This is a genomic window from Actinokineospora sp. UV203 (genome assembly GCF_056323665.1).
Genome location: NZ_CM150484.1, coordinates 2,500,374 through 2,525,327 on the forward strand (window position 1 = coordinate 2,500,374; position 24,954 = coordinate 2,525,327).

The 24,954-nt window shown below is 69.7% G+C and carries 24 protein-coding genes; 9 read left to right on the plus strand and 15 right to left on the minus strand.

What is annotated here, in order from left to right; all coding sequences use genetic code 11:
* Positions 1-22 precede the first annotated feature (22 nt).
* The 3 genes from ACUZ2Y_RS11640 to ACUZ2Y_RS11650 are packed head-to-tail and all read left to right on the plus strand — an operon-like array spanning position 23 to position 3,638.
* Positions 23-772: a hypothetical protein gene (locus tag ACUZ2Y_RS11640; RefSeq protein WP_476329767.1), complete on the plus strand. Its 750-nt coding sequence runs from the start codon at positions 23-25 to the stop codon at positions 770-772.
* Entirely contained in the window at positions 769-1,509 is a 741-nt protein-coding gene (locus ACUZ2Y_RS11645; RefSeq protein WP_476329769.1) for an isocitrate lyase/PEP mutase family protein, read from the plus strand. Before ACUZ2Y_RS11640 ends, ACUZ2Y_RS11645 begins: the two co-directional genes overlap by 4 nt.
* Positions 1,510-1,547: 38 nt before the next feature.
* Positions 1,548-3,638 (plus strand): RecQ family ATP-dependent DNA helicase, encoded by a 2,091-nt coding sequence (locus tag ACUZ2Y_RS11650; protein WP_476329771.1) that lies wholly within the window; start codon positions 1,548-1,550, stop codon positions 3,636-3,638.
* Positions 3,639-3,779: 141 nt separating this feature from the next.
* Here ACUZ2Y_RS11650 and proB read toward each other — a convergent pair whose 3' ends face one another.
* The 6 genes from proB to ACUZ2Y_RS11680 form a co-directional block, all read right to left on the minus strand.
* Positions 3,780-4,901: a glutamate 5-kinase gene (gene proB, locus ACUZ2Y_RS11655; RefSeq protein ID WP_476329774.1), complete on the minus strand. Its 1,122-nt coding sequence runs from the start codon at positions 4,899-4,901 to the stop codon at positions 3,780-3,782.
* A complete protein-coding gene (obgE, locus tag ACUZ2Y_RS11660; RefSeq protein ID WP_476329777.1) occupies positions 4,898-6,340 on the minus strand; it encodes a GTPase ObgE in 1,443 nt (480 codons plus the stop codon). Before obgE ends, proB begins: the two co-directional genes overlap by 4 nt.
* 91 nt (positions 6,341-6,431) lie before the next feature.
* On the minus strand, positions 6,432-6,695 hold the full coding sequence (gene rpmA, locus ACUZ2Y_RS11665) for a 50S ribosomal protein L27 (RefSeq protein WP_187222694.1): 264 nt from the start codon (positions 6,693-6,695) through the stop codon (positions 6,432-6,434).
* 14 nt (positions 6,696-6,709) lie between these two features.
* The gene (gene rplU / locus ACUZ2Y_RS11670) at positions 6,710-7,021 is read right to left on the minus strand and encodes a 50S ribosomal protein L21 (RefSeq protein WP_091372430.1); all 312 of its coding nucleotides are present in this window, start codon (positions 7,019-7,021) and stop codon (positions 6,710-6,712) included.
* A 178-nt stretch (positions 7,022-7,199) separates the two neighbouring features.
* Positions 7,200-9,944 carry a translation initiation factor IF-2 N-terminal domain-containing protein gene (locus ACUZ2Y_RS11675; RefSeq protein WP_476329780.1) on the minus strand — a complete coding sequence of 915 codons (2,745 nt, stop codon included), beginning with the start codon at positions 9,942-9,944 and terminating at the stop codon, positions 7,200-7,202.
* A 181-nt stretch (positions 9,945-10,125) separates the two neighbouring features.
* Entirely contained in the window at positions 10,126-10,869 is a 744-nt protein-coding gene (locus ACUZ2Y_RS11680; RefSeq protein ID WP_476329782.1) for a TIGR03936 family radical SAM-associated protein, read from the minus strand.
* A gap of 259 nt (positions 10,870-11,128) precedes the next feature.
* On the opposite strand from ACUZ2Y_RS11680, the gene ACUZ2Y_RS11685 reads away from it, so the two are divergent.
* Complete coding sequence (locus tag ACUZ2Y_RS11685) at positions 11,129-12,535, plus strand: S8 family peptidase (RefSeq protein WP_476329785.1); 1,407 nt, start codon at positions 11,129-11,131, stop codon at positions 12,533-12,535.
* Between the two features lie 63 nt (positions 12,536-12,598).
* Here the strand turns inward: ACUZ2Y_RS11685 and ACUZ2Y_RS11690 are convergent, their stop codons facing one another.
* Both ACUZ2Y_RS11690 and ACUZ2Y_RS11695 read right to left on the minus strand, forming a co-directional pair.
* Positions 12,599-14,569, minus strand: coding sequence for a TIGR03960 family B12-binding radical SAM protein (locus tag ACUZ2Y_RS11690; RefSeq protein WP_476329788.1), 1,971 nt, complete (start codon positions 14,567-14,569; stop codon positions 12,599-12,601).
* Positions 14,570-14,599: 30 nt separating this feature from the next.
* Entirely contained in the window at positions 14,600-15,190 is a 591-nt protein-coding gene (locus ACUZ2Y_RS11695) for an HD domain-containing protein (RefSeq protein ID WP_476329791.1), read from the minus strand.
* Between the two features lie 69 nt (positions 15,191-15,259).
* Here ACUZ2Y_RS11695 and ACUZ2Y_RS11700 point away from each other — a divergent pair, with 69 nt between their 5' ends.
* Positions 15,260-15,535 (plus strand): type II toxin-antitoxin system Phd/YefM family antitoxin, encoded by a 276-nt coding sequence (locus tag ACUZ2Y_RS11700; RefSeq protein ID WP_476329794.1) that lies wholly within the window; start codon positions 15,260-15,262, stop codon positions 15,533-15,535.
* A complete protein-coding gene (locus ACUZ2Y_RS11705) occupies positions 15,528-15,929 on the plus strand; it encodes a PIN domain-containing protein (protein WP_476329797.1) in 402 nt (133 codons plus the stop codon). Before ACUZ2Y_RS11700 ends, ACUZ2Y_RS11705 begins: the two co-directional genes overlap by 8 nt.
* Here the strand turns inward: ACUZ2Y_RS11705 and ACUZ2Y_RS11710 are convergent.
* The 5 genes from ACUZ2Y_RS11710 to ndk form a co-directional block, all read right to left on the minus strand.
* Positions 15,926-16,762, minus strand: coding sequence for an ABC transporter permease (locus ACUZ2Y_RS11710; RefSeq protein WP_476329799.1), 837 nt, complete (start codon positions 16,760-16,762; stop codon positions 15,926-15,928). The two genes, ACUZ2Y_RS11705 and ACUZ2Y_RS11710, sit on opposite strands and share 4 nt — an antisense overlap.
* Positions 16,763-17,578 carry an ABC transporter permease gene (locus tag ACUZ2Y_RS11715; RefSeq protein ID WP_476329802.1) on the minus strand — a complete coding sequence of 272 codons (816 nt, stop codon included), beginning with the start codon at positions 17,576-17,578 and terminating at the stop codon, positions 16,763-16,765.
* A complete protein-coding gene (locus ACUZ2Y_RS11720; protein WP_476329805.1) occupies positions 17,578-18,510 on the minus strand; it encodes an ABC transporter ATP-binding protein in 933 nt (310 codons plus the stop codon). The genes ACUZ2Y_RS11715 and ACUZ2Y_RS11720 overlap by 1 nt, the downstream gene beginning before the upstream one ends.
* Positions 18,511-18,551: 41 nt before the next feature.
* Positions 18,552-18,722: a DUF2695 domain-containing protein gene (locus ACUZ2Y_RS11725; RefSeq protein ID WP_476329808.1), complete on the minus strand. Its 171-nt coding sequence runs from the start codon at positions 18,720-18,722 to the stop codon at positions 18,552-18,554.
* 153 nt (positions 18,723-18,875) lie between these two features.
* Complete coding sequence (gene ndk / locus ACUZ2Y_RS11730; protein ID WP_476329809.1) at positions 18,876-19,286, minus strand: nucleoside-diphosphate kinase; 411 nt, start codon at positions 19,284-19,286, stop codon at positions 18,876-18,878.
* Between the two features lie 143 nt (positions 19,287-19,429).
* On the opposite strand from ndk, the gene ACUZ2Y_RS11735 reads away from it, so the two are divergent.
* On the plus strand, positions 19,430-19,954 hold the full coding sequence (locus ACUZ2Y_RS11735; protein WP_476329812.1) for a hypothetical protein: 525 nt from the start codon (positions 19,430-19,432) through the stop codon (positions 19,952-19,954).
* A gap of 36 nt (positions 19,955-19,990) precedes the next feature.
* Here ACUZ2Y_RS11735 and ACUZ2Y_RS11740 read toward each other — a convergent pair whose 3' ends face one another.
* Complete coding sequence (locus ACUZ2Y_RS11740) at positions 19,991-21,199, minus strand: hypothetical protein (RefSeq protein ID WP_476329814.1); 1,209 nt, start codon at positions 21,197-21,199, stop codon at positions 19,991-19,993.
* 11 nt (positions 21,200-21,210) lie between these two features.
* Positions 21,211-22,722 (minus strand): alkaline phosphatase D family protein, encoded by a 1,512-nt coding sequence (locus tag ACUZ2Y_RS11745; protein WP_476329817.1) that lies wholly within the window; start codon positions 22,720-22,722, stop codon positions 21,211-21,213.
* Between the two features lie 202 nt (positions 22,723-22,924).
* On the opposite strand from ACUZ2Y_RS11745, the gene ACUZ2Y_RS11750 reads away from it, so the two are divergent.
* On the plus strand, positions 22,925-23,461 hold the full coding sequence (locus tag ACUZ2Y_RS11750; RefSeq protein WP_476329819.1) for a hypothetical protein: 537 nt from the start codon (positions 22,925-22,927) through the stop codon (positions 23,459-23,461).
* Positions 23,462-23,543: 82 nt separating this feature from the next.
* On the plus strand, positions 23,544-24,887 hold the full coding sequence (locus ACUZ2Y_RS11755) for a PepSY-associated TM helix domain-containing protein (protein ID WP_476329822.1): 1,344 nt from the start codon (positions 23,544-23,546) through the stop codon (positions 24,885-24,887).
* Positions 24,888-24,954: the final 67 nt, after the last annotated feature.

Here is a 24,954-nt window from a genome sequence, read left to right on the forward strand (position 1 = left end):
AATGTCGCCCTAGCGTGGCGGCATGCGGAAATCCATGGATGGGACCTGGTTGGTCGACCAGCCCGCTGATGCGGCGGTCGCGCTCGACGCGCTGAGCGTCGCGGGGCCGAGCGGGCTGGTCGGCCGGATGGCCCGGTTCTCCGACGGCGCGGACCACGCGTGCCGGCGTGCCCAGGTCGAAGCCGTGCTGCCAGCAGTGGCGGGTCTGAGATCGGCCGCCGCGGCGCGGACGGGGACCCGACGTGGGGAGTTCGACCTCATGCCGATCGCCCTCGATGTGCCGGTCGCGGTGCTGGCCGCCGCGTTGGGCGTCGAAGACATCGCCGCGGCCGTTCGGCTGACCCGCGAACTGTGCGAGTCACGGTCCGACGAGGCGTTCCTCGCGTTGGCGGCGCTGCTCTCCGACCCGGCCACTGTCAGCGTGCTGTTCCAAGCCCACGACGCCACGGCGGCACTCATCGCCGCGGCGGTGCTGGAGGGCGGAGTCGAGCAAGCCGTGCGCAGCGCGCCCGTGCACCGCACGCAGCGCCGGGCGGTCGCGGACACGGTCATCGGCGGCGTTGTCCTGCCCGCCGGTAGCGCGCTGTGGGTGTCGCTCGCGGAGACCGGGACGTTCGGCGCGGGCCGACACGCCTGCCCCGGATCCGCGTTGGCCACCGCCCTGGCTCACGGCGTGCTGGACGCGCTCGGCGAGGTCACCATCGTGAATGTCGAATACGAATCACGGCCGAACATGCGCCTGCCCGCCCGATTGATCGTGAGGACCCGATGACCTTCGCCGACCTGCATCACGGCCCGAGCCCGCTCATCCTCCCGAACGCCTGGGATGTCGCCTCCGGGCTGCTGCTGGCCGACGCGGGCTTCGCCGCGGTCGGCACGACGAGCCTGGGCGTGACCGCGGCGGCGGGCCTGCCGGACGGCACCAACACCAGCCCCGACCTCACGATGGGCCTGGCCCGGGCGCTGGTCGGCAGGCTGACCGTGCCGCTGACCGTCGACCTCGAAGGCGGCTACTCCGACGACCCGGACGCGGTCGCGGCCCTCGCCGTCGAGCTGGCCGACCTCGACGTGGCGGGAATCAACCTGGAGGACGGGACGCGGCCCGTCGAGGTGCACGCCGCGATCATCCGCGCGGTGGCGGACGCCGCCCCGGGTCTGTTCATCAACGCGCGGACCGACACCTACTGGCTCGACGACGGGCGCCGGGACGAGACGATCCCCCGGTTGCTCGCGTACCGGGACGCGGGCGCCTCCGGCGTGTTCGTCCCAGGGCTGTCCGATCCGAGCGAGATCGCGGCGGTCGCCGAGCAGGTCGGGCTTCCCCTCAACGTCCTATGGCAGCCGGGACTGGAGACAACGCCGGGTATCGCGCGAATCAGCACCGGGTCCGCGCTCTACCGGCACGCCCTGGCAGCGGCGCTGTCGGTCGCGGACTGCGCTCGGAGGGGGGAGACTCCGGCGACGACGGCCGTGAGTTATCCACAGCTTCAGGGCAGGCTGGGGGCCTGAGTTCGGTTCTGTCGGCCGAATGGGGTAAGCAGGTGGACGTGGACGAGCAGGCATTGCGCGCATCAGCCGAGGAGCGTCTCCGCGCCCTCGCGGGTCCGGACGCCCAACTGCGGGAGGACCAGTGGACCGCGATCCGCGGTTTGGTCGCCGACCGCGGACGCGCCCTGGTGGTGCAGCGGACCGGGTGGGGCAAGTCGGCGGTGTACTTCGTCGCGACCGCGCTGCTGCGTGAGCTGGGCGAGGGGCCGACGGTGATCGTGTCGCCGCTGCTCGCGCTCATGCGCAACCAGGTCGACGCGGCCGCGCGCGCCGGAGTGCACGCGGCGACGATCAACTCGGCCAACATGCAGGACTGGGAGGCGGTGCACGATGCCGTCGCCGACGGCAGTGTCGACGTGCTGCTGGTGAGCCCGGAACGGCTCAACAACCCGGACTTCCGCGACGCGGTGCTGCCGAAGCTGACCGCGTCGGCCGGGCTGCTCGTGGTCGACGAGGCGCATTGCATCTCCGACTGGGGGCACGATTTCCGGCCCGACTACCGCAGGCTGCGGACGCTTATCGCGGAATTGCCGCAAGGCGTGCCGGTGCTCGCGACGACCGCGACCGCGAACAACCGGGTTGTCCAGGACGTCGCGCAGCAGCTCGGGCTGACCGACGACTCGATGGTGCTGCGCGGCGCGCTCGACCGGGAGAGCCTGCGGCTGGGCGTGCTGCGCCTGCCGACCGCGCAGGCCCGGTTGGCGTGGCTGGCGGAGAACCTGGACCGGTTCACCGGGTCCGGGATCATCTACACGCTCACGGTGGCCGCGGCCGAGGAGTTGGCGTCGTTCCTGCGCGACCGCGGATTCGAGGTGGCGGCGTACACCGGCCGGACCGACACCGCGGAACGGCAGCAGGCCGAGGACGACCTGCTGGCCAACCGGGTGAAGGCACTGGTCGCGACGTCGGCGCTGGGCATGGGGTTCGACAAACCGGACCTCGGTTTCGTCGTGCATGTCGGCGCGCCGCAGTCGCCGATCTCGTACTACCAGCAGATCGGTCGCGCGGGCCGTGGTGTGAAGCGGGCGGATGTAGTGCTGCTGCCCGGGCGCGAGGACAAGGACATCTGGTCGTACTTCGCGTCGCTCGCCTTCCCCGCGGAGCGGGTCGTGCGTGAGGTGTTGGCGGCGTTGGACGACGCGGGCAAGGCGCTGTCGACGCAGGCGCTCGAACCGAGGGTCGACCTGGCCAGGGGCAGGCTGGAGATGGTCCTGAAGGTGCTGGACGTCGACGGCGCGGTCCGGCGGGTGCGCGGCGGCTGGGAGTCGACCGGGCAGCCGTGGGAGTACGACGAGGAGCGCTACTCGCGGATCGCGACCGCGCGGGAATCCGAGCAGCGGGCGATCTTGGACTACCAGGACACCGACGGCTGCCGGATGGAGTTCCTCCTGCGCGAGTTGGACGACCCCCACGCTGCGCCGTGCGGCCGGTGCGACAACTGCACGGGTGAGCGCTGGAGCGACGAAATCTCGGGCGCCAACGTCGACGCGGCGCGGGAACGGCTGCGCAGGCCGGGTGTGGAGATCACCCCGAAGAAGCAGTGGCCGACCGGTATGGCGACGCTGGGTGTGTCGTTGTCGGGAAACATCAAGGCGGGTCACAAAGCGGCGGCTGGGCGAGCGCTCGGCAGGCTGACCGACATCGGCTGGGGCAATCGTTTGCGGGATGTCTTCGCCTGCGAGGACGGCCCGATCCCGGACGACGTGTTCGACGCGTGCGTGAAGGTGTTGTCGGCGTGGGACTGGGAGCAGCGGCCGGTGGGCGTGGTGACGATCGCGTCCGGCAGCAGGCCCCAGCTGGTCTCAAGCTTCGGCGCTCGGATCGCGACGATCGGGCGGTTGCCGCTGCTCGGCGAGGTGCGCACCGGCGGGCCGGGCGCGCGGGCGAACAGCGCACATCGGCTAGCGCACTTGTGGGGATCGGTTCGGGTGCCTGAGGAACTGGCGGCGGCGGTGTCCGGAGTGGACGGACCGGTGCTGGTGGTGGACGACAAGATCGATTCCGGTTGGACCATGACCGTGGCCGCGGCGGCACTGCGGGACGCGGGCGCGGATGGGGTCCTACCGTTCACCCTCGCCACAACAACCTGAACTAGTCCGCCTCCCCGGAATCTCAACGGCTGGTCACCTGTCATGCGAAAGATGCGGAGTGGTGGTGACCGTGGTCGATTGTCGTCACGGTCCCCTTGGGGCGGCGGTTGGAGAGCGTGGCCAGCTTGTCAGGCGGACGCCCTAGTGGCGTAGGGGGACCAGGTCGTCTGCGTGGACGACTTCGCGGCGTTGGTCGTTGGGGAGGTGGTGCGTGGAGTGGCCGATCAAGGCAGGCAGTTCGGTCGAGTCGAAGTTGACGACACCCCGCGCGATCACTGTGCCGGTCGAGTCGGCTAGTTCGACGACGTCGCCCACGCCGAAGTCGCCCGAGGTCGACGTGATGCCGGCGGCCAGCAAGGAGCGGCGGCGAACGGCTACAGCGGCGACGGCGCCGTCGTCGAGGACCAAACGGCCCACGGCTTCGGCCGCGTAGGCGAGCCAGAAGCGACGGGCGGTGAGTCTGCGCCCGCCGGAGGCGAACGCGGTACCCACGCCTGCCGTAGTCAGCGCTTCGGGGGCGTGCGCCGAGGAGGCCAGCAGCACCGGGATGCCCGCCGCCGAGGCGAGTCGGGCTGCGGCGAGTTTCGACGCCATACCACCGGTTCCTAGACCGGAGGCGCCGCTCGCGCCTGCCACCACTCCGTCCACATCGGACGCATCGGCTACCTCGTCGATGCGGCGAGCGGCCCCACGACGGGGATCGCCGTCGTAGAGGGCGTCCACATCGGACAGCAACACCAACGCGTCAGCGCCGATCAGGTGGGCCACCAACGCGGCCAGCCGGTCGTTGTCGCCGAAGCGGATCTCTTCCGTCGCCACGGTGTCGTTCTCGTTCACCACGGGGACGATCCCCAACGCCAGTAGGCGAGACAGTGTCCGCTGGGCGTTGCGATAGTGGGAGCGCCGGACGACATCGTCGGCGGTGAGCAGGACTTGGCCGACAGTCAGCGAGTACCGCGCGAAAGACGCCACGTACGCGTGGCCGAGCACGAGTTGCCCGACGCTGGCCGCCGCCTGCTGAGTGGCCAGGTCACGCGGGCGCCGCGGGATGCCCATGGGGGCGAGACCCGCGGCGATGGCACCCGAGGACACCAGGACGACCTGGCTGCCCGCCGCCCGTCGGGCGGCGACGGCGTCGACCAGGGCATCGAGCCGGGCCGGGTCCAACCCGCCCTCGGCCGTCGTCAGCGACGACGAGCCGACCTTCACCACGATGAGCCGCGCCGAGGTCACCGCCTCGCGGGTGGCCGAGCGCAGGGTCACTCGTCGTCGTCCTCGTCCGTGCGCGCGCGGCGGGCCTGCTTGGCGACCTTGCGCTCGGCGGCACCGATGCGTTCGGGCTGGTCGAGACGCGGGTCGCTGCCGCGGCCGTGCATCATCATCGCGACACCGGCCGGGGTCGACGGCTCCCAGTCGAACGTGTGCGTGCCGATGGTGACCGGGCAGCCGGGGCGGGCACCGGCCCTGGCCAGCGCCTCCTCGACACCGAGCCGCGCGAGCCGGTCGCCGAGGTAGCCCACGGCCTCGGTGTTGGTGAAGTCGGTCTGGCGGACCCACCGCTGCGGGCGCTCGCCGTGGACGATGAACCCGCCCTCTTCCTCCGGGTCGGACTCGACGCGGAAGCCCGCGTCGTCGACGGCGGTGGGCCGCAGGACCGTCCGCGTCGCCTCGGGCGCGGGCTTGCTCGCCCGGTCCTCCTCGATGACCTTCCCCAGCGCGAAGCTGAGTTCACGCAGGCCCTCGCGGGTGGCTGTCGAGATTTCGAACACCGGCAGTCCGCGTGCCTCGATCTCGGGGCGGACCAGCTCGGCCAACTCGCGCGCCTCGGGCACGTCGATCTTGTTGAGCACCACGATCCGCGGCCGGTCGTTGAGGTCACCGCCGAGCGACGGCGTGTAGAGCGACAGCTCCTGCTCGAGGGCGTCGATGTCGGAGAGCGGGTCGCGGTCGGCTTCGAAGGTGGCGCAGTCGACCACGTGGACCAGGACCGAGCAGCGCTCGATGTGGCGCAGGAAGTCCAGGCCGAGGCCCTTGCCCTGGCTCGCCCCCGGGATCAGGCCCGGGACGTCGGCGATCGTGTAGACCGACTCCCCCGCCGTGACCACGCCGAGGTTCGGGACCAGGGTGGTGAACGGGTAGTCGGCGATCTTCGGCTTGGCCGAGGACATCACCGCGATGAGCGACGACTTGCCCGCGGACGGGAAGCCGAGCAGGCCCGCGTCGGCGACCGAGCGCAGCTCCAAGACCAGGTCGCGGGTCTCCCCTGGCTCGCCGAGCAGGGCGAACCCGGGCGCGCGGCGGGCCTTGGAGGCCAGCGCGGCGTTGCCGAGACCACCCCGGCCGCCTTGCGCGGCGACGAAGCGGGTGCCGTGGCCGACCAGGTCGACGACGATCTCGCCTTCCGGCGTGAGCACGACGGTGCCGTCGGGCACCTTCCACTCCACGGTCTCGCCGGTGGCGCCGTCGCGGTTCGCGCCGCCACCCTGCTTGCCGCTGCCGGCGTCGGCGTGCGGGCGGAAGTGGAAGTCGAGCAGCGTGTGGACGTTGCTGTCCACGACGAGGACGACGTCACCGCCGTTGCCCCCGTTGCCCCCGTCGGGGCCGCCGAGAGGCTTGAACTTCTCCCGGTGCACCGACGAACAGCCGTTGCCGCCGCTGCCCGCGGCAACATGGATGACCACTCGGTCGACGAATCGGGACACTGGAATTTCCTCTCAAGAACGAACAAAAGACGAGGGGTGAGCCGGATGCGATCCAGCCCACCCCTCGTCGGAGTCTTGCTATCGAACCGGCTTAGGCAGCCGCTTCGACGGGGACGATGTTGACGGTCTTGCGACCGCGCTTCTCGCCGAACTGGACCGCGCCCGCGGCCAGGGCGAACAGCGTGTCGTCCTTACCGCGGCCGACGTTCACACCGGGGTGGAACTTGGTGCCGCGCTGACGGAGCAGGATTTCGCCGGACTTGACGACCTGGCCGCCGTAGCGCTTCACGCCGAGGTACTGGGCGTTGGAGTCACGCCCGTTACGCGAGCTGGATGCACCCTTTTTGTGTGCCATGGCTGCTCAGGTCCTCACTTAACCGTGATGCCGGTGACCTCGACGCGGGTCAACTTCTGACGGTGACCCTGACGCTTGTGGTAGCCGGTCTTGTTCTTGAACTTGTGGATACGAATCTTGGGGCCCTTGGTCTGCTCGACGACCTTGCCGGTCACCGAAACCTTCGCCAGGGCGTCCGCGTCGGTGGTGACGTCGGTGCCGTCGACAACGAGCACCGCGGCGAGGCTCAGCTCGGTGCCGGGCGTGCCGACAAGCTTCTCGACCTCGACGACGTCGCCGACAGCCACCTTGTACTGCTTGCCGCCGGTCTTGACGATCGCGTACATCGGGAAGGCTCCTGCTTACTAGACAATGGGGGTCATGGGTGCCCTGGCTCCGGAAGAACCACACCGAGCTGGGCTTCTCACGACACGGCCCACCGAACGGCGGGCCGTGTCACAGGTTACGTGGCCGTGGGAATCGAGGTCAAACCGGGGTGGCCAATGGTGATGGTGATGCTCGCCATCAGCCCTCCTGACCTGCGTTGACCGGCGGGCCTGCCGGCCGCGAGGCGGTCCGCCTGCTGCGCCTGCGGGGCGCAGAGACGGCGGGGGCCGCGGGGGTTTCGACGTCGGCCTCGGGCGCGCGCCCGTTGCCCGCGTTGTCGTGCTCCGCGTGACCGTCGCCGGACACGTCACCCTTCGCCGGGGCCACAGGGGCCTCGACGGCGGGCTCAGCGGCCTTGGTGACGGACTCGGGGACTTTGGTGGCCACCGGTTCGACGTCGTGGTGGCCGTCGTCGGCGTGCTTGACCGTCGCCTTGGCGATGGTGGCGACGGCGTTCTTCACGTCGTCGCGCACCGGCTCGTCCTTGACGACCGGCTGCTGCTGGTCCTTGCCCTTGTCCCGGTCGCGATCCCGGCCGCGGCGCCTGCCGCCGCCGCTCTGCTCCGGCTCCTTCTCCTTCTGCGGAGCGGGCTGCTGGTGCTGCTGTTGCTGCGGCGCGGGCGCGGCCTTGGCGGTCTCGGTGCTGACCACCACGCCACGGCCCTTGCAGTGCTCACAGGTGTTGCTGAAGGCCTCCAGCAGGCCCGTGCCGACCCGCTTGCGGGTCATCTGCACGAGACCAAGGGAGGTGACCTCGGCGACCTGGTGGCGGGTGCGGTCGCGGCCAAGGCACTCGGTGAGCCTGCGCAGGACCAGGTCCCGGTTGGATTCGAGCACCATGTCGATGAAGTCGATGACGATGATGCCGCCGATGTCGCGCAGCCGGAGCTGGCGGACGATCTCCTCGGCCGACTCCAGGTTGTTTCGGGTCACCGTCTCCTCGAGGTTGCCACCGGATCCGGTGAACTTGCCCGTGTTGACGTCGATGACCGTCATCGCCTCGGTGCGGTCGATGATCAGGTACCCGCCCGAGGGCAGCCAGACCTTGCGGTCGAGCGCCTTGAGCAGCTGCTCATCGACCCGCGTCTCGGAGAAGACGTCCTTCGGGCCGACGTGGCGGCGGACCCGGTCGAGCAGCTCGGGGGCCACGTGGCGGACGTAGGAGTCGATCGTCTCCCACGCCGTCTCACCCTGGACCGCGAGCGTCGAGAAGTCCTCGGTGAACAGGTCGCGGACGACCTTCACCAGCAGATCGGGCTCCTCGTAGAGCAGCGAGGGAGAGCCGGCCTTCTTGACGCCGTTGGTGCCTTCGGACTTGTCCTTGATGACCTGCCACTGCGCCTGCAGCCTGCGGACGTCGCGGCCCAGCTCTTCCTCGCTGATGCCCTCCGAGGCGGTGCGGATGATGACGCCCGCGTCCTCGGGGACGATCCGCTTGAGGACGTCCTTGAGCCTGCGCCGCTCATTCTCCGGCAGCTTGCGGGAGATGCCGGTGGCGCCGCCGCCGGGCACGTAGACCAGGAAGCGGCCGGGCAGCGAGATCTGGGTGGTGAGCCGGGCGCCCTTGTGTCCGATCGGGTCCTTGGTGACCTGCACGAGCACGCTGTCGCCGGTGGACAGGGCCTGCTCGATCTTGCGGGCCTTGCCTTCCAGGCCCGCGGCGTCCCAGTCGACCTCACCGGCGTAGAGCACGGCGTTGCGGCCGCGGCCGATGTCGACGAAGGCGGCTTCCATGCTGGGCAGCACGTTCTGGACACGGCCCAGGTAGACGTTGCCGACCAGGGAGCCGGTGCCGGTCGAGGTGACGAAGTGCTCGACGAGCACACCGTCCTCCAGGACCGCGATCTGCGTGCGGTCCGGGTTCTCCCGCACGATCATCGCGCGGTCGACGGCCTCGCGGCGGGCCAGGAACTCGGCCTCGGACAGGATCGGGGCGCGCCTGCGACCGGCCTCGCGGCCGTCGCGGCGACGCTGGCGCTTGGCCTCGAGCCGGGTCGAGCCGCGCACACTGCGCACCTCGTTGCGGGCGTCGGCGGCCTCGGTCTTCTCGTCGCGCACCTCGCGAACGTGGACCACGGTGTTCGGCGGGTCGTCCGGAGTGGACTCGGTGGCCGAGTAGTCACCGTCGTCCCCGCCCTTGCGGCGGCGACGGCGACGGCGACGGCGGCTGGCGGCGTCGCCGGTCTCGTCGTCCTGCGTGGACGGCTCGTCCTGCGCGGGCTCTTCGGCCTCCGCGGCGTCGTCAGCGTCCAACCGGGAATCGGACCGGATGTCGGTCGACTCAGGCTCGTCGTTGACGCCCTTTCCGCGACCGCGACCACGGCGACCACGGCGGCGGCGGCGGCTCGCGCCACCGTCCTCGTCGTCATCGTCGGCGTGCGAGTCGTCGGCGGGCTCGGCGGCTTTGGGGGCGGCGGCCTTCGGCGCGACCTTGGGGGCGACCTTGGGGGCGATCTCCTCGATCGGCTCCTCGTCGCGCTCCTCGCGCCGCTTGACCGGCGCGGGGGCCACGACCGGCTCGGGCGGGAGGAACAGCGGCGACGCCGACGCGAACACCGGCGTCGGCGGTATCCGGGCCTTGCGCGGAGCCACGGGCTCCGGCTCGACCGGCGCCTCCACCGTCTCGGTGACGGTATCGGCGGTGCTGTCGCTGGTCAGGGCCTCGGCGACCTTGATGGCCACGTCGCGGCTGACGCTGGACTGCGCGCCGCGCACCTCTTCACCGAGGTCGGTGAGGGCGCTGATGACGTCCTTGCTGCTGACTTCCAGCAGCTTCGCGAGGGCGTGCACCCGAACCTTGGCGGGAAGATCCGCCAGCGCCGCATGGGTAGTTGTGGTGGTAGCCCCGCCGGTGCTTCCGGCAGGGTTCGACATATCCGACATGTAACTCCTCCGCCCCCGGGCGCGTCCCTGCAGACGCGGCCGCTCAGGGGCCTAGTTGTGTTTCCACCGCGCAAGGCGGCGGGAATCCTCGCCTCTCGCCGTCTCGATGCCGGTCATGGGACCGACACCGGCTGACGGCAGGTCGTTCGACCACGGTGAGGCTTTGCGTCTCCCAGGCGGACTATCCGGCTGTCGCCGCCCGATCAAGGGCCAGCGGGTCGGACAGAACGCCATCGTCGTCAAGCCGTCCCTGGGCCATCCGCGTCGCCTTCGCGGGCACGGGCGGTTCCAGAGCGGCGACGACGCGCAACGCGCTCAGTACGTCGTCGGGCCGAACGGCGGGTGTTGTCTGCCGAACGACCGCGACCAGTATCCCATACGGGGTCGAATCCACTGGCATGTCGATGCCCACACCGGACTCCGGGTCGGCGGAGTCGAGCACGTCGGCACGAATAACCGCAGGTCGAGCATCGATCAGCCGCCTGCCGTCCTTGGTGAGCCGCTCCACTTCGACGTGTTCCTCGGCGAGGAGCTTCGCCACCGCGGCACGCAGCTCGTCGACCGGCACGCCCGGCAGCTCGACGCGCCAGCGGCTGGCCTCCATCCGCTCCGCGAGCCCGCCCGGCCCGGCCACGACCGACTCCAGCACGTCGATGCCCGGCGGGAGCGCCTCGTCGAGCGCGGCGGCCAGCCTGGCGGGGTCGACCGCCTCGACAACGGAGATCTCCACGTACTCGGCCTCGCTGGCCACCCCGGTCGGGGCGGCGCCGATCCACGAGATCTTCGGGTGCGGGCTGAAGCCCTGGGAGTAGGCCATCGGCACCCCCGCCCGGCGCAGCGCGCGCTCGAACGTGCGGGCCACGTCGCGGTGCGAGGTGAAGCGGAGCCGTCCCCGCTTGGCGTAGCGCAGGCGCAGCTTCTGCACCGGCGCGGCCGACGGGTTGGGCTGATCCTGGCGACTCAGGATTACTCCTAGGGGATGTGTCCGACGGTGCTTCTGCCTGCAGGGGGAACCGTACCGTGGCGCGATTCGCCGCCTGAATTACTCCGATTGGCAGCACCCGGGGCCGACCGGCGGCCAATTCCGTCGTCCAGGTTGTCTCCCGGGCGGGTCGTGGCTACCGTCCGCAGCGAGTGGTCAGCACGATCCGAGGAATCCGGCAGGCCAGTACTGGAGGTCGCCCGTGCCTCTGCTGCGCCGAACACAGGCGGCGGTGGTCAGTGTCGCGGCGGTCGCGACGGTGCTCGTGAGCACCGAGCCCGCGTTCGCCGTGCCCATGGAGCCAGGTGCCGTCATCTGCGGGGATCACCACCTCGACGTGCGGTTCGTCGTGCTCTACGAGCCATGGACCAGCGCCGAGGACGCCGCCGTCGAAGCGTCGTCGAAGTGCGGGTCCACGGTGGCGTACTACCCCCAGATCGGTGTGGGCGTCGTCACGTCCAGTGATCGACGGTTCCCCGGGATGATGGGCCGCGACCGGGTGTTCAGCGCGCAGAGCGCGGTCGGCCGGTCCAAACAGGTCGAGGTCACCCGGACGGCGTACGAGGTGCCCAAGGCCGACCGGACCGCCGAGCAGTGGGACATGGCGATGATCGGGGCCGACCGGGCCCGCGCGATCAACCCGGGCAGCTCCGACGTGGTCGTCGGGGTGCTCGACTCCGGGGTCGACTCCACCCACCCCGACCTCGCGTCCGCCGTCGACCCGGCCCGGTCCGCCGGCTGCCTGCGCGGCAAGCCCGACTCGACGCCCGCGGCGTGGCAGCCCACGGAGTCCCCGCACGGCACGCACGTCGCCGGGATCATCGCCGCCGCCGACGACGGCAGCGGCGTCACCGGGGTCGCCCCCGGGGTGCGGCTCGCGTCGGTGAAGGTGGTCGACGACGCCGGGTTCGTGTTCCCCGAGGCGGTGGTGTGCGGCCTGATGTGGGCGGCCGCGCAGGGCATGGCGGTGGCCAACAACAGCTACTTCGTCGACCCGTGGCTGCAGACCTGCGACCGCGACGGCGAACGCGTGGTCTCCGAGGCGGTGCGCCGCGCGGTCGACTACGTGACCCGGCGGGGCGTGCTCGTGGTGGCGGCGGCGTCGAACGAGAACATCGACTTGGCCCGGCCACAAGGGCAGACGGTGGACGTCAAGGGCGAACGCCGGACATTGGACGACACCTGCAAGGTGCTGCCCGCCGGGTTGCGCGGGGTGGTGGCGGTGTCGGCGGTGGGTCCTTCGGAGCTCAAGGCTGGGTACAGCGCGTACGGGCTTGGGGTGGTCGATGTGACCGCGCCTGGCGGGGACCAGGGATCGGACAGCTGTGTGCTGTCGACGGTGCCTGGCGGGTATGCGAAATCTTGTGGGACTTCGATGGCGACGCCGCACGTTTCGGGGGTCGCGGCGCTGTTGGCCAGCACGCATCGGGGGGCGACTCCGCAGGCGTTGAGTCGGCTGCTGACCGGGCAGGCTCGGACGGTGCCTTGTCCGGCGGATTATGACCTTGATGGTGCCGGCGGGCAGGACGCTTACTGCACTGGGTATGCGCCGTACAACAGCTTCCATGGGCACGGGATGGTCGACGCGTTGGCTGCGGTCAACGGGTAGCACGTGTTTGCGTGTGGTGCGGCGCCACCGACGCCAGGTCGGCGTCGGTGGCACGGCGGACGGTCATGGGGAGGTCAGGGCCGGGTTCTGCACCGGGGACCCGATGCCGACCGGGCTGATCGGCAGCAGCTTGCGGCCGGTGGGGCCGATCTCGATGTCCGTCCCCATCGCCGGGCAGACGCCGCAGTCGAAGCACGGGGTCCAGCGGCAGTCGTCCTGTTCGCGGGCGTCGAGGGCGTCCTGCCAGTCGTCCCAGAGCCATTCCTTGTCCAGGCCCGAGTCGAGGTGGTCCCAGGGCAGGACCTCCGCTTCGGTGCGCTCGCGGGTGGTGAACCACGCGAGGTCGACCCCCAGTGGTTCCAGTTCCGCGGCGGCCGAGGAAACCCAGCGCTCGTAGGAGAAGTGTTCGCTCCAGCCGTCGAAGCGACCGCCGTCGCGCCAGACTCGTTCGATGACGCGGCCCACACGGCGGTCGCCGCGGGACAGCAGGCCTTCGATGAGGCTGGGCTTGCCGTCGTGGTAGCGCATGCCGATGTTGCGGCCGAGGCTGCGGTCGCGGTCGGAGTTGACCGCCTCCCGCAGTTTCCGCAGCCGACTGTCCACAGTGTCCGGGTCGCACTGGGCGGCCCACTGGAACGGGGTGTGCGGCTTGGGGACGAACCCGCCGATGGAGATGGTGCAGCGGATGTCCTTGCGGCCACTGGCTTCCCGGCCCGCGCGGATGACGTTCTTCGCCATCTCGGCGATCTGCAGGACGTCGTCGTCGGTCTCGGTGGGGAGCCCGCACATGAAGTACAGCTTCACCTGGCGCCAGCCGTTGGCGTAGGCGGCGCTCACGGTCTTGATGAGGTCCTCTTCGGACACCATCTTGTTGATGACGCGCCGGATGCGCTCGCTGCCGCCCTCGGGCGCGAAGGTGAGACCCGAGCGCCTTCCGTTGCGGGACAGCTCATTCGCCAAGTCGATGTTGAACGCGTCGACCCGGGTGCTGGGCAGCGACAGGCCGGTGTTGGTGCCTTCGTAGCGGTCGGCGAGCTGCTTGGTGATCTCGCCGATCTCGCTGTGGTCGGCACTGGAGAGCGAGAGCAGGCCGACTTCCTCGAACCCGCTGGCCTCCAGCCCCTTCTGGATCATCGCGCCGATGCCCTCGATGGAGCGCTCGCGCACCGGGCGGGTGATCATGCCCGCCTGGCAGAAGCGGCAACCGCGGGTGCAGCCGCGGAAGATCTCCACGCTCATCCGCTCGTGCACGCTCTCGGCGAGCGGCACCAGCGGCTGCTTCGGGTACGGCCAGGCGTCGAGGTCCATCGTGGTGCGCTTGGCGATGGTCTCGGGGATGCGGTCGCGGTTGGGCTTGGCCTGCCCGAGCGAACCGTCGTCGCCGTAGGTGACGTCGTAGAAGCGCGGGATGTAGACGCCACCGGTCTCGGCCATGCGGGTCAGCAACTCGTCGCGGCCGCCGGGGCGGCCCTCGGCCTTCCACTGCCGGATGATGTCGGAGATCTCGAGGACAGCCTCCTCGCCGTCACCCAGCACGGCCGCGTCGATGAAGTCCGCGACCGGCTCCGGGTTGAACGACGCGTGCCCGCCTGCGAGCACGACGGGGTGGGCCTCGGTCCGGTCCTCGGCGTGCAGCGGGATGCCGGCGAGGTCCAGCGCGGTGAGCATGTTGGTGTAGCCGAGCTCGGTGGAGAAGCTGACGCCGAGGATGTCGAACGCGCCGAGCGGGCGGTGGCCGTCGACGGTGAACTGGGGGACGTTGTGCTCCCGCATCAGCTTCTCGAGGTCCGGCCACACCGCGTAGGTGCGCTCGGCCAGGACGTCGGGCTGCTCGTTGAGCACCTCGTAGAGGATCATGACGCCCTGGTTGGGCAGCCCCACCTCGTAGGCGTCGGGGTACATCAGCGCCCAGCGGACGTTGGCGCTGTCCCAGGGCTTGACGGTGGCATTGAGCTCCCCGCCGACATACTGGACGGGCTTGGAGACCCTGGGGAGCAGGGGCTCAAGCTGGGGGAAAACTGACTCGACGCTCACAACTGACCAGGGTAACCCTTCGGAATCGGGTCAGACGGCCACGGGGTGGCTCGCCTGGAACGCCAGCCTGCTGTCGGCGTCGGCGGCGAGCGCGTCGAGGAAGTCGTCGAGTGCCAGGAACGCCTCCCACGACTCCTGCCCGGCTGCGGCCGCGAGGTGGTCGACCACGCGTTGCTCCAGGTCGGGGACACGTTTGGCCTTCCAGACTTTGTCGGCCAGGCTGACCAGCAGGTCTTCGAAGCCGACGTTCGGGCCGGTCCATGAGGCGTGGTCGCGGGCGAAGCGGGCGAGCCGCTCGTCGACGCCGTGGGCGCGGACCAGCTCGTAGCCCGCCTGCTCGTGGGCGGAGCCGGGGCCGAACAGCTCGTCGGGGTGGAGGGTCTTACCGATGTCGTGGGTGGCGGCGCCGAAGAGGACGGCTTCGCGGTCGAACTCGACGGTGGGGTGATGCAGCGCCACCCAGTCGACGAGGTGCATCGCCACGTCATGCACGGCGCGCAAGTGGGCAGCCAAGCGGGGTGGGGCGGCCACCGTGATCAGGAGATCCGCGACGCGATTCGGCAACGGGCGCAAAGCGGGACCGGGGTCGACCAGGGCATGGCGCAGCGCGTCGGAAGGCATCCGAACAGAGTAGTTCTGAACGCCCGATCATGTGTAGCGAATCGTAGCATCCCGGAGTATGATGGGCACGTGACCAGATACATCACTCAGCGGGAGATGCGCAACGACAGCGCGGTCATATTCCGGGCGCTGGAGAACGGCGAGGGCTTCATTCTGACCCGCAATGGGACGCCCATCGCGGAAGTCGTTCCCATCCGGCGGCGCCGCTTCGTGCCCATCGACGAGGTTCTCCGCGCCTTCGCCCATGTTCCGAAGATCGATTTCGCGCAGATGCGAGCGGAGATGGACGCCGCTATCGACCCTTACCCTCGTGACCCATGGGAGCGTCGTACCGACGATGACTGAGCTCAGCCGCGCTATTCTCGACACCTCCGTCATCATTGACCTCCACGAGGTCGACCGCGCTCGGCTGCCTGACGAAATCGCGATCAGTGCCGTCACGCTGGCCGAATTGACGGCTGGCGTTGGATACGCGACCGACCCGGTCGAGCGGATCGGTCGCCAGCGCGCGCTCCAAGCCGCTGAGGCCACCTTCGATGTGCTTCCGTTCGATGCAGAATCGGCGCGAGCCTACGGACAGGTCGATCTCTTGGTCAGACTCGCCGGGCGAAAACCTCGTGGCCGAACCGCCGATCTATTCATCGCGGCGACAGCTGTCGCCAACGATCTACCAGTTTTGACCAGAAACCCAAAGGATTTCGTCGGACTGGAATCCCTCGTGCAGGTCATTTCCATCTAGGAGAGCAGGAGCTTGCCGAGGCGCTTGGCGGAGATGGTGACGCCGATGGCGACCATGGCGGCGAAGTATCCGAGGTGGCCGAGCATCGACAGGTCCACAAAGCCCATGCACAAGCCCCGCATGATCTCGATCGCGTGGTAGAGCGGGAAGCACTTGATGGCGATCTGCAGTGGCTCCGGGTAGACGCTCAGTGGGAAGAACGTCGACGAGAACAGGAACATCGGCATCAGCGCGAGTTGCACGTAGTCGAAGTCCTGCCAGGACCGCATGAACGTCGTGCACGCCATCCCCACCGCGGCGAAGCCGAACGAGATCAGGATCGCGGCGGGCAGGGCCAGCAGGGCCCATGGGGACGTCAGCAGGCCCATGCCCAGCATCACCGCGAGGAAGCCGCCCGCGTAGAGGGCGCCGCGGATCAGGGCCCAGGTGATCTCGCCGATCGCGATGTCCAGCGGGCCCAGTGGGGTGGCGAGCATGGCGTCGTAGAGGCGGCTGTATTTGAATTTGAAAAAGATGTTGAACGTGGCGTCGTAGACCGAGCCGTTCATGGCCGACGCGGCGAGCAGGGCTGGGGCGATGAAGGCGACGTAGCTGATCGGGGTGCCGCCGGGGCCCGCGACCTCCCCCACCATCCTCCCGAAGCCGAAACCCAGGCCGAACAGGAAGAACAGGGTCTCGAAGAAGCCCGAGAAGATGATCAGCCAGGCCCGCTTGTTGACCAGGTAGGACCGTTCGACGAGTACCGACGACCGGCCCGCGTACATGCCCGTGGGCAGCATGCGGAACATCAGGCCCACGGGCTCGGCCTCGGGACGCATGATGGTCTGGGTCATCTAGACCGCCAGCCTTCGGATGAACACGCGCCGACCGAGGTACGCGCCGACGGCGACCACCGCCGCCAGGTAGGTGAGGTGGCCGAGCGTGGGCCACAACTCCAGGGTCGCGAACGCGGCGTCGCGGGAGAGTTCGGTGCCATGCCAGAGCGGGGTGATCCACACCAGTGGTTGGACCCATCCGGGTAACTGGTCGACCGGGAAGAACGTTCCGGCGAACAGCGTCATCGGGATGATGATGAAGCGGAAGACCACGTTGAACCCTTGACCCTCGTTCTCGAGGGTCGCGGCGTACGCCACGATCGGCGCGCTCACGGCCATCCCGGTCAGCACGCTGATCAGGATCGACAGGATGATGCCCGGCCCCGTGATCGCGCCCAGAACGGCCGCGACCAGCGTGAACGCGACGGCGGTGAAGCTCAGGCGGATGGCGATCCAGCCGAGTTGGCCCGCGAGGACCTGGCTCGGGGTGATCGGCGTCGACGTGATCGCCAGGTATGTGCGCTGCCAGCGGAACGCGGCCAGGATCGGGTAGGTCGACTCGAACGCGGCGACCTGCATGAGGGATGCGACGAGCAGCGCGGGCGCCAGGTACTGCACGTACGGCAGGCCCAGGGTCGTCGGGCTCGCCGTCACCTGCGAGCCGAAGCCGAACCCGAGGGCGACCAGGTAGAGCACGGGCTGCAGGAAGCCGGACGTGACCGAGGCCCGCCAGTTGCGGCGGTACCAGGTCCACAGGCCGTCGACGACGAGCAGCGACGCCCGGGTCGGGCTCAGGACGCGGCCGGTGGCAGGCCGGGCGAGGACGGAGGTCATCAGTCCACCAGCGTCCGGCCGGTGAGGCGGAGGAAGACGTCCTCCAGTGTGCTGCGGCGGACGAGACTCGACACCGGTTGAACCCCGCGCGAGTGCGCCGCGGCCAGGGCCGCCTCGCCGTCGGCGGTGTAGAGCAGCAGACGGTCGGGCAGGACTTCGACGCGGTCGGCGAGGTCGGTGACGAGCGGCTCGATGTCCTGCTGCGTCCCCGGGGTGAAGCGCAGTTCGAGGACCTCCCGGGTGGAGTACTTGGCGATCAGCTCACCGGGGCTGCCCTCGGCGGCGATCCGGCCGTTGTCCATGACGACGAGACGGTCGCACAACTGCTCTGCTTCATCCATGTAGTGCGTCGTGACGATGAGCGTCACGCCGTCCTGCTTGAGCCGGAACAGCTTGTCCCACAACAGATGCCGCGCCTGCGGGTCGAGCCCGGTGGTGGGTTCGTCGAGCAGCAGCATCTCGGGATCGTTGATCAGCGAGCGCGCGATGGTCAGGCGTCGCTTCATGCCGCCGGAGAGCGGCTCGACCGGGTCGTCGGCGCGCTCGGTGAGCTGGGCGAAGTCGAGGAGCTCGGCGGCCTTCTCACGCAGATGTGCTTTGCCGAGGCCGAAGTAGCGGCCGTAGATGTGCAGGTTCTGCCGGACCGAGAGGTCGTTGTCGAGATTGTCGAGCTGCGGCACCACGCCCAGGCGGGCACGGATTTGCGGGCCCTGCCGATCCGGGTCCATGCCCAGGACGGTCAGCTCGCCGCCGCTGCGCGGTGACACGCAGGAGATCATCCGCATCGTCGAGGACTTGCCCGCGCCGTTGGGCCCGAGGAAGCCGAACGCCTCCCCCGGCCGCACGTCGAGGTCGATGCCTCGGACCGCCTCGAACTCCCCGAAGCGCTTGGTCAGCCCATCCGCGCGCACCAGCGCGCTATTCCCACCCACTCGCCGAACCCTAGACGTGGGGACCGACAGTTTCGAGGGATTTAGCCGTCAGGGCAGACGTTGGCTTCGACCTCGCAGTCGCAGTACCCGCCGAGTTCCCACAGGGCCTCTTCCAACTGGGACCACTCGACGTCCGCCCAGTTCGCCCAATGTTCCGACAGCGCGAGATCGCCGCCGCAACAACCAGTCAGGGTTGGCCCGGATGTGCTCATGCAGAGCGTCGAGCTGCGAGTTCGTCAACCCGAGCGTCGCCCAGAAGCGAGCGCGCTGCTGTTCGCGAAGCGCCTTGAGGACCTCTTTGCGCGCGGCCTTGTCCATAGTGAGTCGGCTGCCACCCCGCTGTCACGGGGTGGCAGCCGCCATGATCACAGGTTGGGGAACCACAGCTTGATCTCGCGCTCGGCGGACTCGACCGAGTCCGAGCCGTGCACGAGGTTGAACTGGACCTCCAGGCCGAAGTCACCGCGGATGGTGCCCGGGGTGGCCTTCTCGACCGGGTCGGTGCCGCCCGCCAGCTGGCGGAACGCGGCGATGGCGCGGGGGCCCTCGACGACCAGCGCCACGACCGGGCCGGAGGTGATGAACTCGAGCAGCGACTCGAAGAACGGCTTGCCGTCGTGCTCGGCGTAGTGCTGCTCGGCGACATCGCGCTCGACGTTGCGCAGTTCGAGTGCGGCCAGCGTGAGGCCCTTGCGCTCGATGCGGGAGATGACCTCGCCGACCAGGCCACGGCTCACACCGTCGGGCTTGACCAGGACCAGGGTGCGCTCACTCACGGCTTTCCGTACTCCTTCATGGGGATCGCTGCGTGCCGAACGCACGAGCGTGTGAGCAGGGTAACCCGGTTGGCTGGCATGACTTGCCGCACTCCCGCCTGTCAGGCCACGGTGAGCGTATGGACCGAACGGAGAGTGAAAAGTTGATTACCCGACGTATCGTCTCGATCGTCGCCCTCGTCGTGGCCCTGTTCGCCGGGGTGACGGCCGCCCCCGCGTCCGCCGACCAAGCCGACCCCACGGACCTGTCGTACCACTACAGATACGACCTGTGGGTAGAGACCGCCTACAACCCCGAGCACCTGACCTCGACCGTCGCCGGGCGGCTGACCGCGTACTTCCCCTTCGACAGCAACTGCACGTACCTGCCGCAGGTCGGCCAGCGCTGCGAGCTGTACTCGGTGCCGGGCTTCCCCCTGTTCGGGACGACGAATCCGGTGATCGTGGTCGACCGGACCCCGACGAGTTGGACGTTCCGGTCGCTGCCAGGGCACACCGAGGGCGCCGACCGGTACATCACCTTCCGCTTCCAGTACGGCCGCTACGGCTACGAACTCGACGTCGAGGCCTGGGGGCCGTGGACACTCTCCGCGTCGCTCACCGTGTCGGGCGGCGCGGCGCGCGCGGTGTGGCAGCGGTTCGCGGACAACATCTCACGGTTCCTGTGAGCGGAGTGGCCCGGCCGGGAGGCCGGGCCACCCACCTCACCAGGTGCTGTTGATCAGTCCGGTGCCGAGGTAGACCTGGTCGAAACCGTTGCCGTCGTTGTCATCGGTGTAGGCCAAGGTGATCAGTCCCCACGGGTCGACCGCCACCGCGGGCTCGTCCTGCCGCCCGGTGACGGTCGTGTTGAGCCGCTGCCGCGCCAGCCGTCCGGTGGCGGAGCCGTCTGGGTTGAGGCCCTGGGCGTACACGTCCGAGGCCTCGGACCAGTTGACGACAGCGGCGCGCTGGTCATCGATGCCGACCTGGGGGTCGACGCCGGGGACCAGCGTGTCGGCGGCCGAGCCCGCCGTGCCGGTGGCCGAGAACGACCGGACGCCGACCTGCGCGACGCCGGTGTGGTCGGTCTCCCAGCCGACGACGAAGTCGCCGTTGAAGTTCGCCGCCACGGACGGGTGCCGCTGCTGCCCGCCGGCGTTCACGTTGACCACCGCTTGGGCGAGCTTGGCCGCACCCGATGAGGTGAAGCTCTTGCGGGCGATGTTGAACGTCGCGTTCGCGTCGCCGTCCTCGTCCCACACCACGATCGCGTTCTGCGCGGCGCCCATCGCGACATCGGGACGCTGGTGGGTGCCGCCCGTGGCGTGCGCTTGCACCTCATACGTCTTCGACGTGATGGACGCGAACCCGGAGACCCGCACGGTCGGCGCTGTGGTGCTCTGCTTGTCCTCGAAGGCGACCGCGAAACCCGGTCCGTCGGGGTCGGCGGCCACGGTCGGGTATGTCTGCTGTCCCGCCGAGGAGCCGTTCGCGGTGGCGGACCCGGTGACCGTGCCCGCGGTGTTCACCGCGCGCACGGCGATTTGGTAGTACCCGTTCCCGTCGGTGTCGTCGGCCCAGACGACGACCGCGCTGCCGTCCTCGTGCAGCGCGACATCGGGCTGGAGGTGGCGCCAGTTTCCGGTGCCCACCGCTGAAAGCTTCTTCTCGTAGAGAGAGACACCATCGCGGTAGAGCCGCAGGAAGATCTCGCTGTGCAGGTTGTCGGTCGGGTTCGTGGAGTCGCGGTCGTCTTCCCACACGACGGCGGTGTAGCCGGTGCGGACGGAAGCGACGGCGGCGTTGTCCTGGTCGCCGGTGGCCACGCTGTTCGCGACGGTCCACGTGAGCGTGCCGTCGGCGTGGGCGATGCCCGTGCCCGCGAGGGTTCCGGCCAGCGCCAGCGCGGTGATCGTCAGAGAGGTGCGCATGGTTGTGCCCTTCACGGGGTCTGCAGGCCGGGGTTACCCGCCTGGATCACGTAGCTCTGGATGGTCTTGACCGGGTAGTCGCGCAGGGTCACCCGGTCGACCGCGCGGAAGTCCACGGTCATCTGCGTCGGCGTGGTGACCGTGCGGACGTAGCCGCGCAGGTTCTTGTAGAACTTCACGTGCGGGTTGAGGCTCGACAGCCCGTTGTCGGTCGCGCTGCCATCGCCGCCCGAGGTGATCGACGTGGTGACCAGCTCGGTGCCGATGATCCGGTTCTGCGTGCCGTAGTTCTGCATGATGTTGCTCGCCCACGAACGGTGCACGTCGCCGGTGAGGACGACGGTGCTCGTGTTGCCCTGCGCGTCCCAGCCGTTCTGGATACGGGACCGGTTGGCGGTGTAGCCGTCCCACGAGTCCATGCTCTTCGACCCGTCCGCGGCGGCGAGCTTCTGGGCGAAGAAGACCTGCTGGCCGAGGATGTCCCAGGTGCCCAGTTTCTGGCCCATTCCGTTGAGCAGCCACGATTCCTGGGTCGCGCCGGTGAGCGTGCGGGCCGGGTCGTCGGCGGCCGGACAGAGCTTCGTGCCGTCGCCGCACGCCTGGTCGTCGCGGTACTGGCGGGTGTCGAGCATGTGGAACGTGGCCAGACTCCCCCAGCGCGACCGGCGGTAGAGCTGCAGGTTCGCACCCGACGGCGCCTGCGCGGCCCGCAGCGGCATGTGCTCGTAGTACGCCTTGTAGGCGGCGGCCCGGCGCGCGGTGAAGTCACCGGCGGGCGAGGTGTCGTTGCGGATCAGGTTGGCGTAGTTGTTCTCGACCTCGTGGTCGTCCCACACGACGAGCCACGGCGCGGCGGCGTGCGCGGCCTGCAGGTCAGGGTCGCGCTTGTAGAGCGCGTGCCGCACGCGGTAGGTCGCCAGGTTGCTGATCTCGGCCGACGGCTGGTGCGTGCGCACGCCCGTGGAGCCCGCGCCGCCCTCATAGATGTAGTCGCCGAGGTGCAGGATCAGGTCGGGGTTCTCCTCGGCCATCCTGCGGTACGCGGTGAAGTAGCCCGCTTCGTAGTGCGAGCAGGACGCGAAGAGCATCTTCATCGACGGGCTGGTGCCGATGGCGGGCGCGGTGCGAGCGCGGCCGACCGGCGAGATGTGGCCCATGGCGCGGAAGCGGTACCAGTACTCGCGACCGGGCAGCAGTCCCGTCAGCTCGACGTGGACGCTGTGCCCCCAGGCTTGGGTCGCGGTGAAGGTGCCACTCGCGGCGAGAGTCGTGAAGTACTGGTCGGTGGAGACCTGCCATTCCGCGGCGACGTTGGCGCTGGACATGCCGCCGAGCCCGTCGGCGTTGAGCGGGCTGGGCGCCAGGCGAGTCCACAAGACGAAGCCGTCGGCGCTGGGCTCACCGGAGGCGACGCCGAGGGTGAAGGGGTACAGCGCGGCGCTGGCCGAGCTGGCGGAAAGGATGGTGGCACCGGCGCTTGCGAGACCGCCGATGAGGAAGGTCCGTCGTTGCAGTCGGGTCATAGATCGTTCTTAGGACGCGCGCGCGAGCAACCCAAGGCTTCGCGCGAAATGTTCATCGGATAGCTGTGCGTTGGAACGCACCCCCTTACGGGCTTGACGACGAACCGGCTCGTGTTGACGTCCCGTGAATTAGTCCTCGCGGCGGGTGGTGGGGGCTCCTCGACTGGTTAGTCTCATCCAAATTGCGAAGGGGCGGCAGGTCGTGGCTGACAGCAGGCGGGTTCCGGCGCGCGGTAGGCGCACCGCAACCTCGCTCGTCGCCGCCCTCCTGACCGGCGCCGCGGGGCACGTGGTCGGTGGGGGCACCTGGTCCGGTTCGGCGATCGCCGCCGCCGCTGCCCTCCTGCTGCTGCCGTGCTGGTTGATGGCCGGGCGCGAGCGGGGTTTTCCCGCGATCGTCGCGCTGCTGGCCCTCGGGCAGCTCGGCACCCACGTGACCTTGACCGTGACGGCCGACTCGCACATGGCGCACCTGTCAACCGAGCTTGGCGTGCCCGGGCTGGGGATGATCGGTGCGCACCTTGTCGCCACGGTGCTGCTGGCGTGGTGGATCCGCCAGGGTGAGCGACGGGTGTGGGCCGGTGTGCGCAGGCTCGTCCGGTGTCTGCTTGTCGCCGCACCGGTTGTCTGCCCGGACGTCGGTCTACGACCCGGGTTCCTGGAGACGTCGCTGCCCGCGCGCGCGGCGCTGCTCTTGCACACCGTGGTCACCCGCGGTCCGCCCGCGACCGCTGCCTGAACCCACTTCCCCGACCCGCCGCCGGCGCCCAGCGCTCCGGTGTCGCCGCCGGTCGCCCCCACACACTTTCAGGAGTCTCACCATGACCACGTTCGATCCCGACCCGCCCAGAGCTGACACCACTGAGAAAGCAGAGTCCCGACCCCCGCGCGCGTTGTGGGCGTTGGCCCGGCGCGTGCACTTCCTGGCGGGCCTCGCGGTCGCGCCGTTCCTCGCCGTGCTCGCGCTGACCGGCCTGCTCTACGCCTTCACTCCCCAGATCAACGACCTGCTCTACGGCGACAAGCTCTACGTCGACGCACCCGCCGGACCGGCCAAGCCGCTCGCGGAACAGGTGGGCTCCGCGCTCGCCGCCCACCCGGACGGCCAGGTCAAGTCGGTGATCGTGTCCGCCGATCCGGACCGCACCACGCAGGTCGTCCTGGACAAGCCCGGTTTGGCGAAGGGCGACGACCACTTCTCCACCGAGTCGCTGACCGTCTACGTCGACCCGTACAGCGGCAGGATCAACGGCGATCTGATCACGGTCAACAACCGGCCGCCCGCCCAAGTGTGGCTGCGGGAGCTGCACGGCTCGCTGCACCTCGGTGAGGTCGGCAGGCTGTACTCCGAGTTCGCGGCGAGCTGGCTGCCGTTCCTGGTGCTGGGCGGGTTGGTGCTCTGGGTCGGCAGGCGTCGGCGCCTGCGCGCGCTGCTGGTGCCCGCGAGCACCGGGTCCGCTCGGGCGCGCACCCGGTCGCGGCACGGTGTTCTGGGCTTGTGGCTCACCCTGGGCTTGCTCGGTCTCAGCGCGACCGGGCTGACGTGGTCCAACCACGCGGGGGCCCGGTTCGACACGGCCATCGCCGCGCTCGACGCGAAGTCACCCAGCCTGAGCGCGCCCAATGTGGTGGCGCAGGGCGACCCGATCGGCTTCGACCGCGTCCTGTCCGTGGCCAGGGCGCAGGGCATGGAAGGGCAGCTGACGATCACCGCGCCCGCGTCGGCCACCAAGGCGGTGAAGGTCGCCGAGACCTCGGAGGGACTGCCGGTCCGCAAGACCACGATCGCTGTCGACCCGTACACCGCCGAGGTCACCGCACGGCAGGGCTGGCAGGACTTCCCGCTGCTCGCGAAGCTGACCTCGCTTGGCGTCCACGCGCACAGCGGCACCCTGTTCGGGTTCGCCAACCAGCTCGCGCTGGCGTTGGTGGCGGTCGGGACGTTGGCGTTGTTGGTGCTGGGCTACCGGATGTGGTGGCAGCGGCGACCGACCTCGGGCGGGCTCGCACCCGCGCCGGAACCGGTGTGGCGGCAGTTACCGAAGTCGACGCTGGTGGCCGTGGTGGTGGTCGCGGCGGCGCTCGGCTGGGCGATGCCGGTCTTCGGCGTCACCCTGGTCGCGTTCGTGGCCATCGACAGCGTGTATCGCGTCGGGAAGGGATGATTCGGTGCGCGGGCGGGCTGAGCCCCGCCCGCGCGTCACCCGATGAACCCAAGCCTGCCTCCGCGCG

What these genes read in the sequence shown, in the direction of transcription:
- ACUZ2Y_RS11640 (WP_476329767.1), top strand. Translation starts at nt 23, where the DNA reads ATGCGGAAATCCATGGATGGGACCTGGTTGGTCGACCAGCCCGCTGAT.
- ACUZ2Y_RS11645 (WP_476329769.1), top strand. Translation starts at nt 769, where the DNA reads ATGACCTTCGCCGACCTGCATCACGGCCCGAGCCCGCTCATCCTCCCG.
- rpmA (WP_187222694.1), bottom strand. Translation starts at nt 6,695, where the DNA reads ATGGCACACAAAAAGGGTGCATCCAGCTCGCGTAACGGGCGTGACTCC.
- rplU (WP_091372430.1), bottom strand. Translation starts at nt 7,021, where the DNA reads ATGTACGCGATCGTCAAGACCGGCGGCAAGCAGTACAAGGTGGCTGTC.
- ACUZ2Y_RS11675 (WP_476329780.1), bottom strand. Translation starts at nt 9,944, where the DNA reads ATGTCGGATATGTCGAACCCTGCCGGAAGCACCGGCGGGGCTACCACC.
- ACUZ2Y_RS11695 (WP_476329791.1), bottom strand. Translation starts at nt 15,190, where the DNA reads ATGCCTTCCGACGCGCTGCGCCATGCCCTGGTCGACCCCGGTCCCGCT.
- ACUZ2Y_RS11705 (WP_476329797.1), top strand. Translation starts at nt 15,528, where the DNA reads ATGACTGAGCTCAGCCGCGCTATTCTCGACACCTCCGTCATCATTGAC.
- ACUZ2Y_RS11710 (WP_476329799.1), bottom strand. Translation starts at nt 16,762, where the DNA reads ATGACCCAGACCATCATGCGTCCCGAGGCCGAGCCCGTGGGCCTGATG.
- ACUZ2Y_RS11715 (WP_476329802.1), bottom strand. Translation starts at nt 17,578, where the DNA reads ATGACCTCCGTCCTCGCCCGGCCTGCCACCGGCCGCGTCCTGAGCCCG.
- ACUZ2Y_RS11725 (WP_476329808.1), bottom strand. Translation starts at nt 18,722, where the DNA reads ATGAGCACATCCGGGCCAACCCTGACTGGTTGTTGCGGCGGCGATCTC.
- ACUZ2Y_RS11740 (WP_476329814.1), bottom strand. Translation starts at nt 21,199, where the DNA reads ATGCGCACCTCTCTGACGATCACCGCGCTGGCGCTGGCCGGAACCCTC.
- ACUZ2Y_RS11745 (WP_476329817.1), bottom strand. Translation starts at nt 22,722, where the DNA reads ATGACCCGACTGCAACGACGGACCTTCCTCATCGGCGGTCTCGCAAGC.
- ACUZ2Y_RS11755 (WP_476329822.1), top strand. Translation starts at nt 23,544, where the DNA reads ATGACCACGTTCGATCCCGACCCGCCCAGAGCTGACACCACTGAGAAA.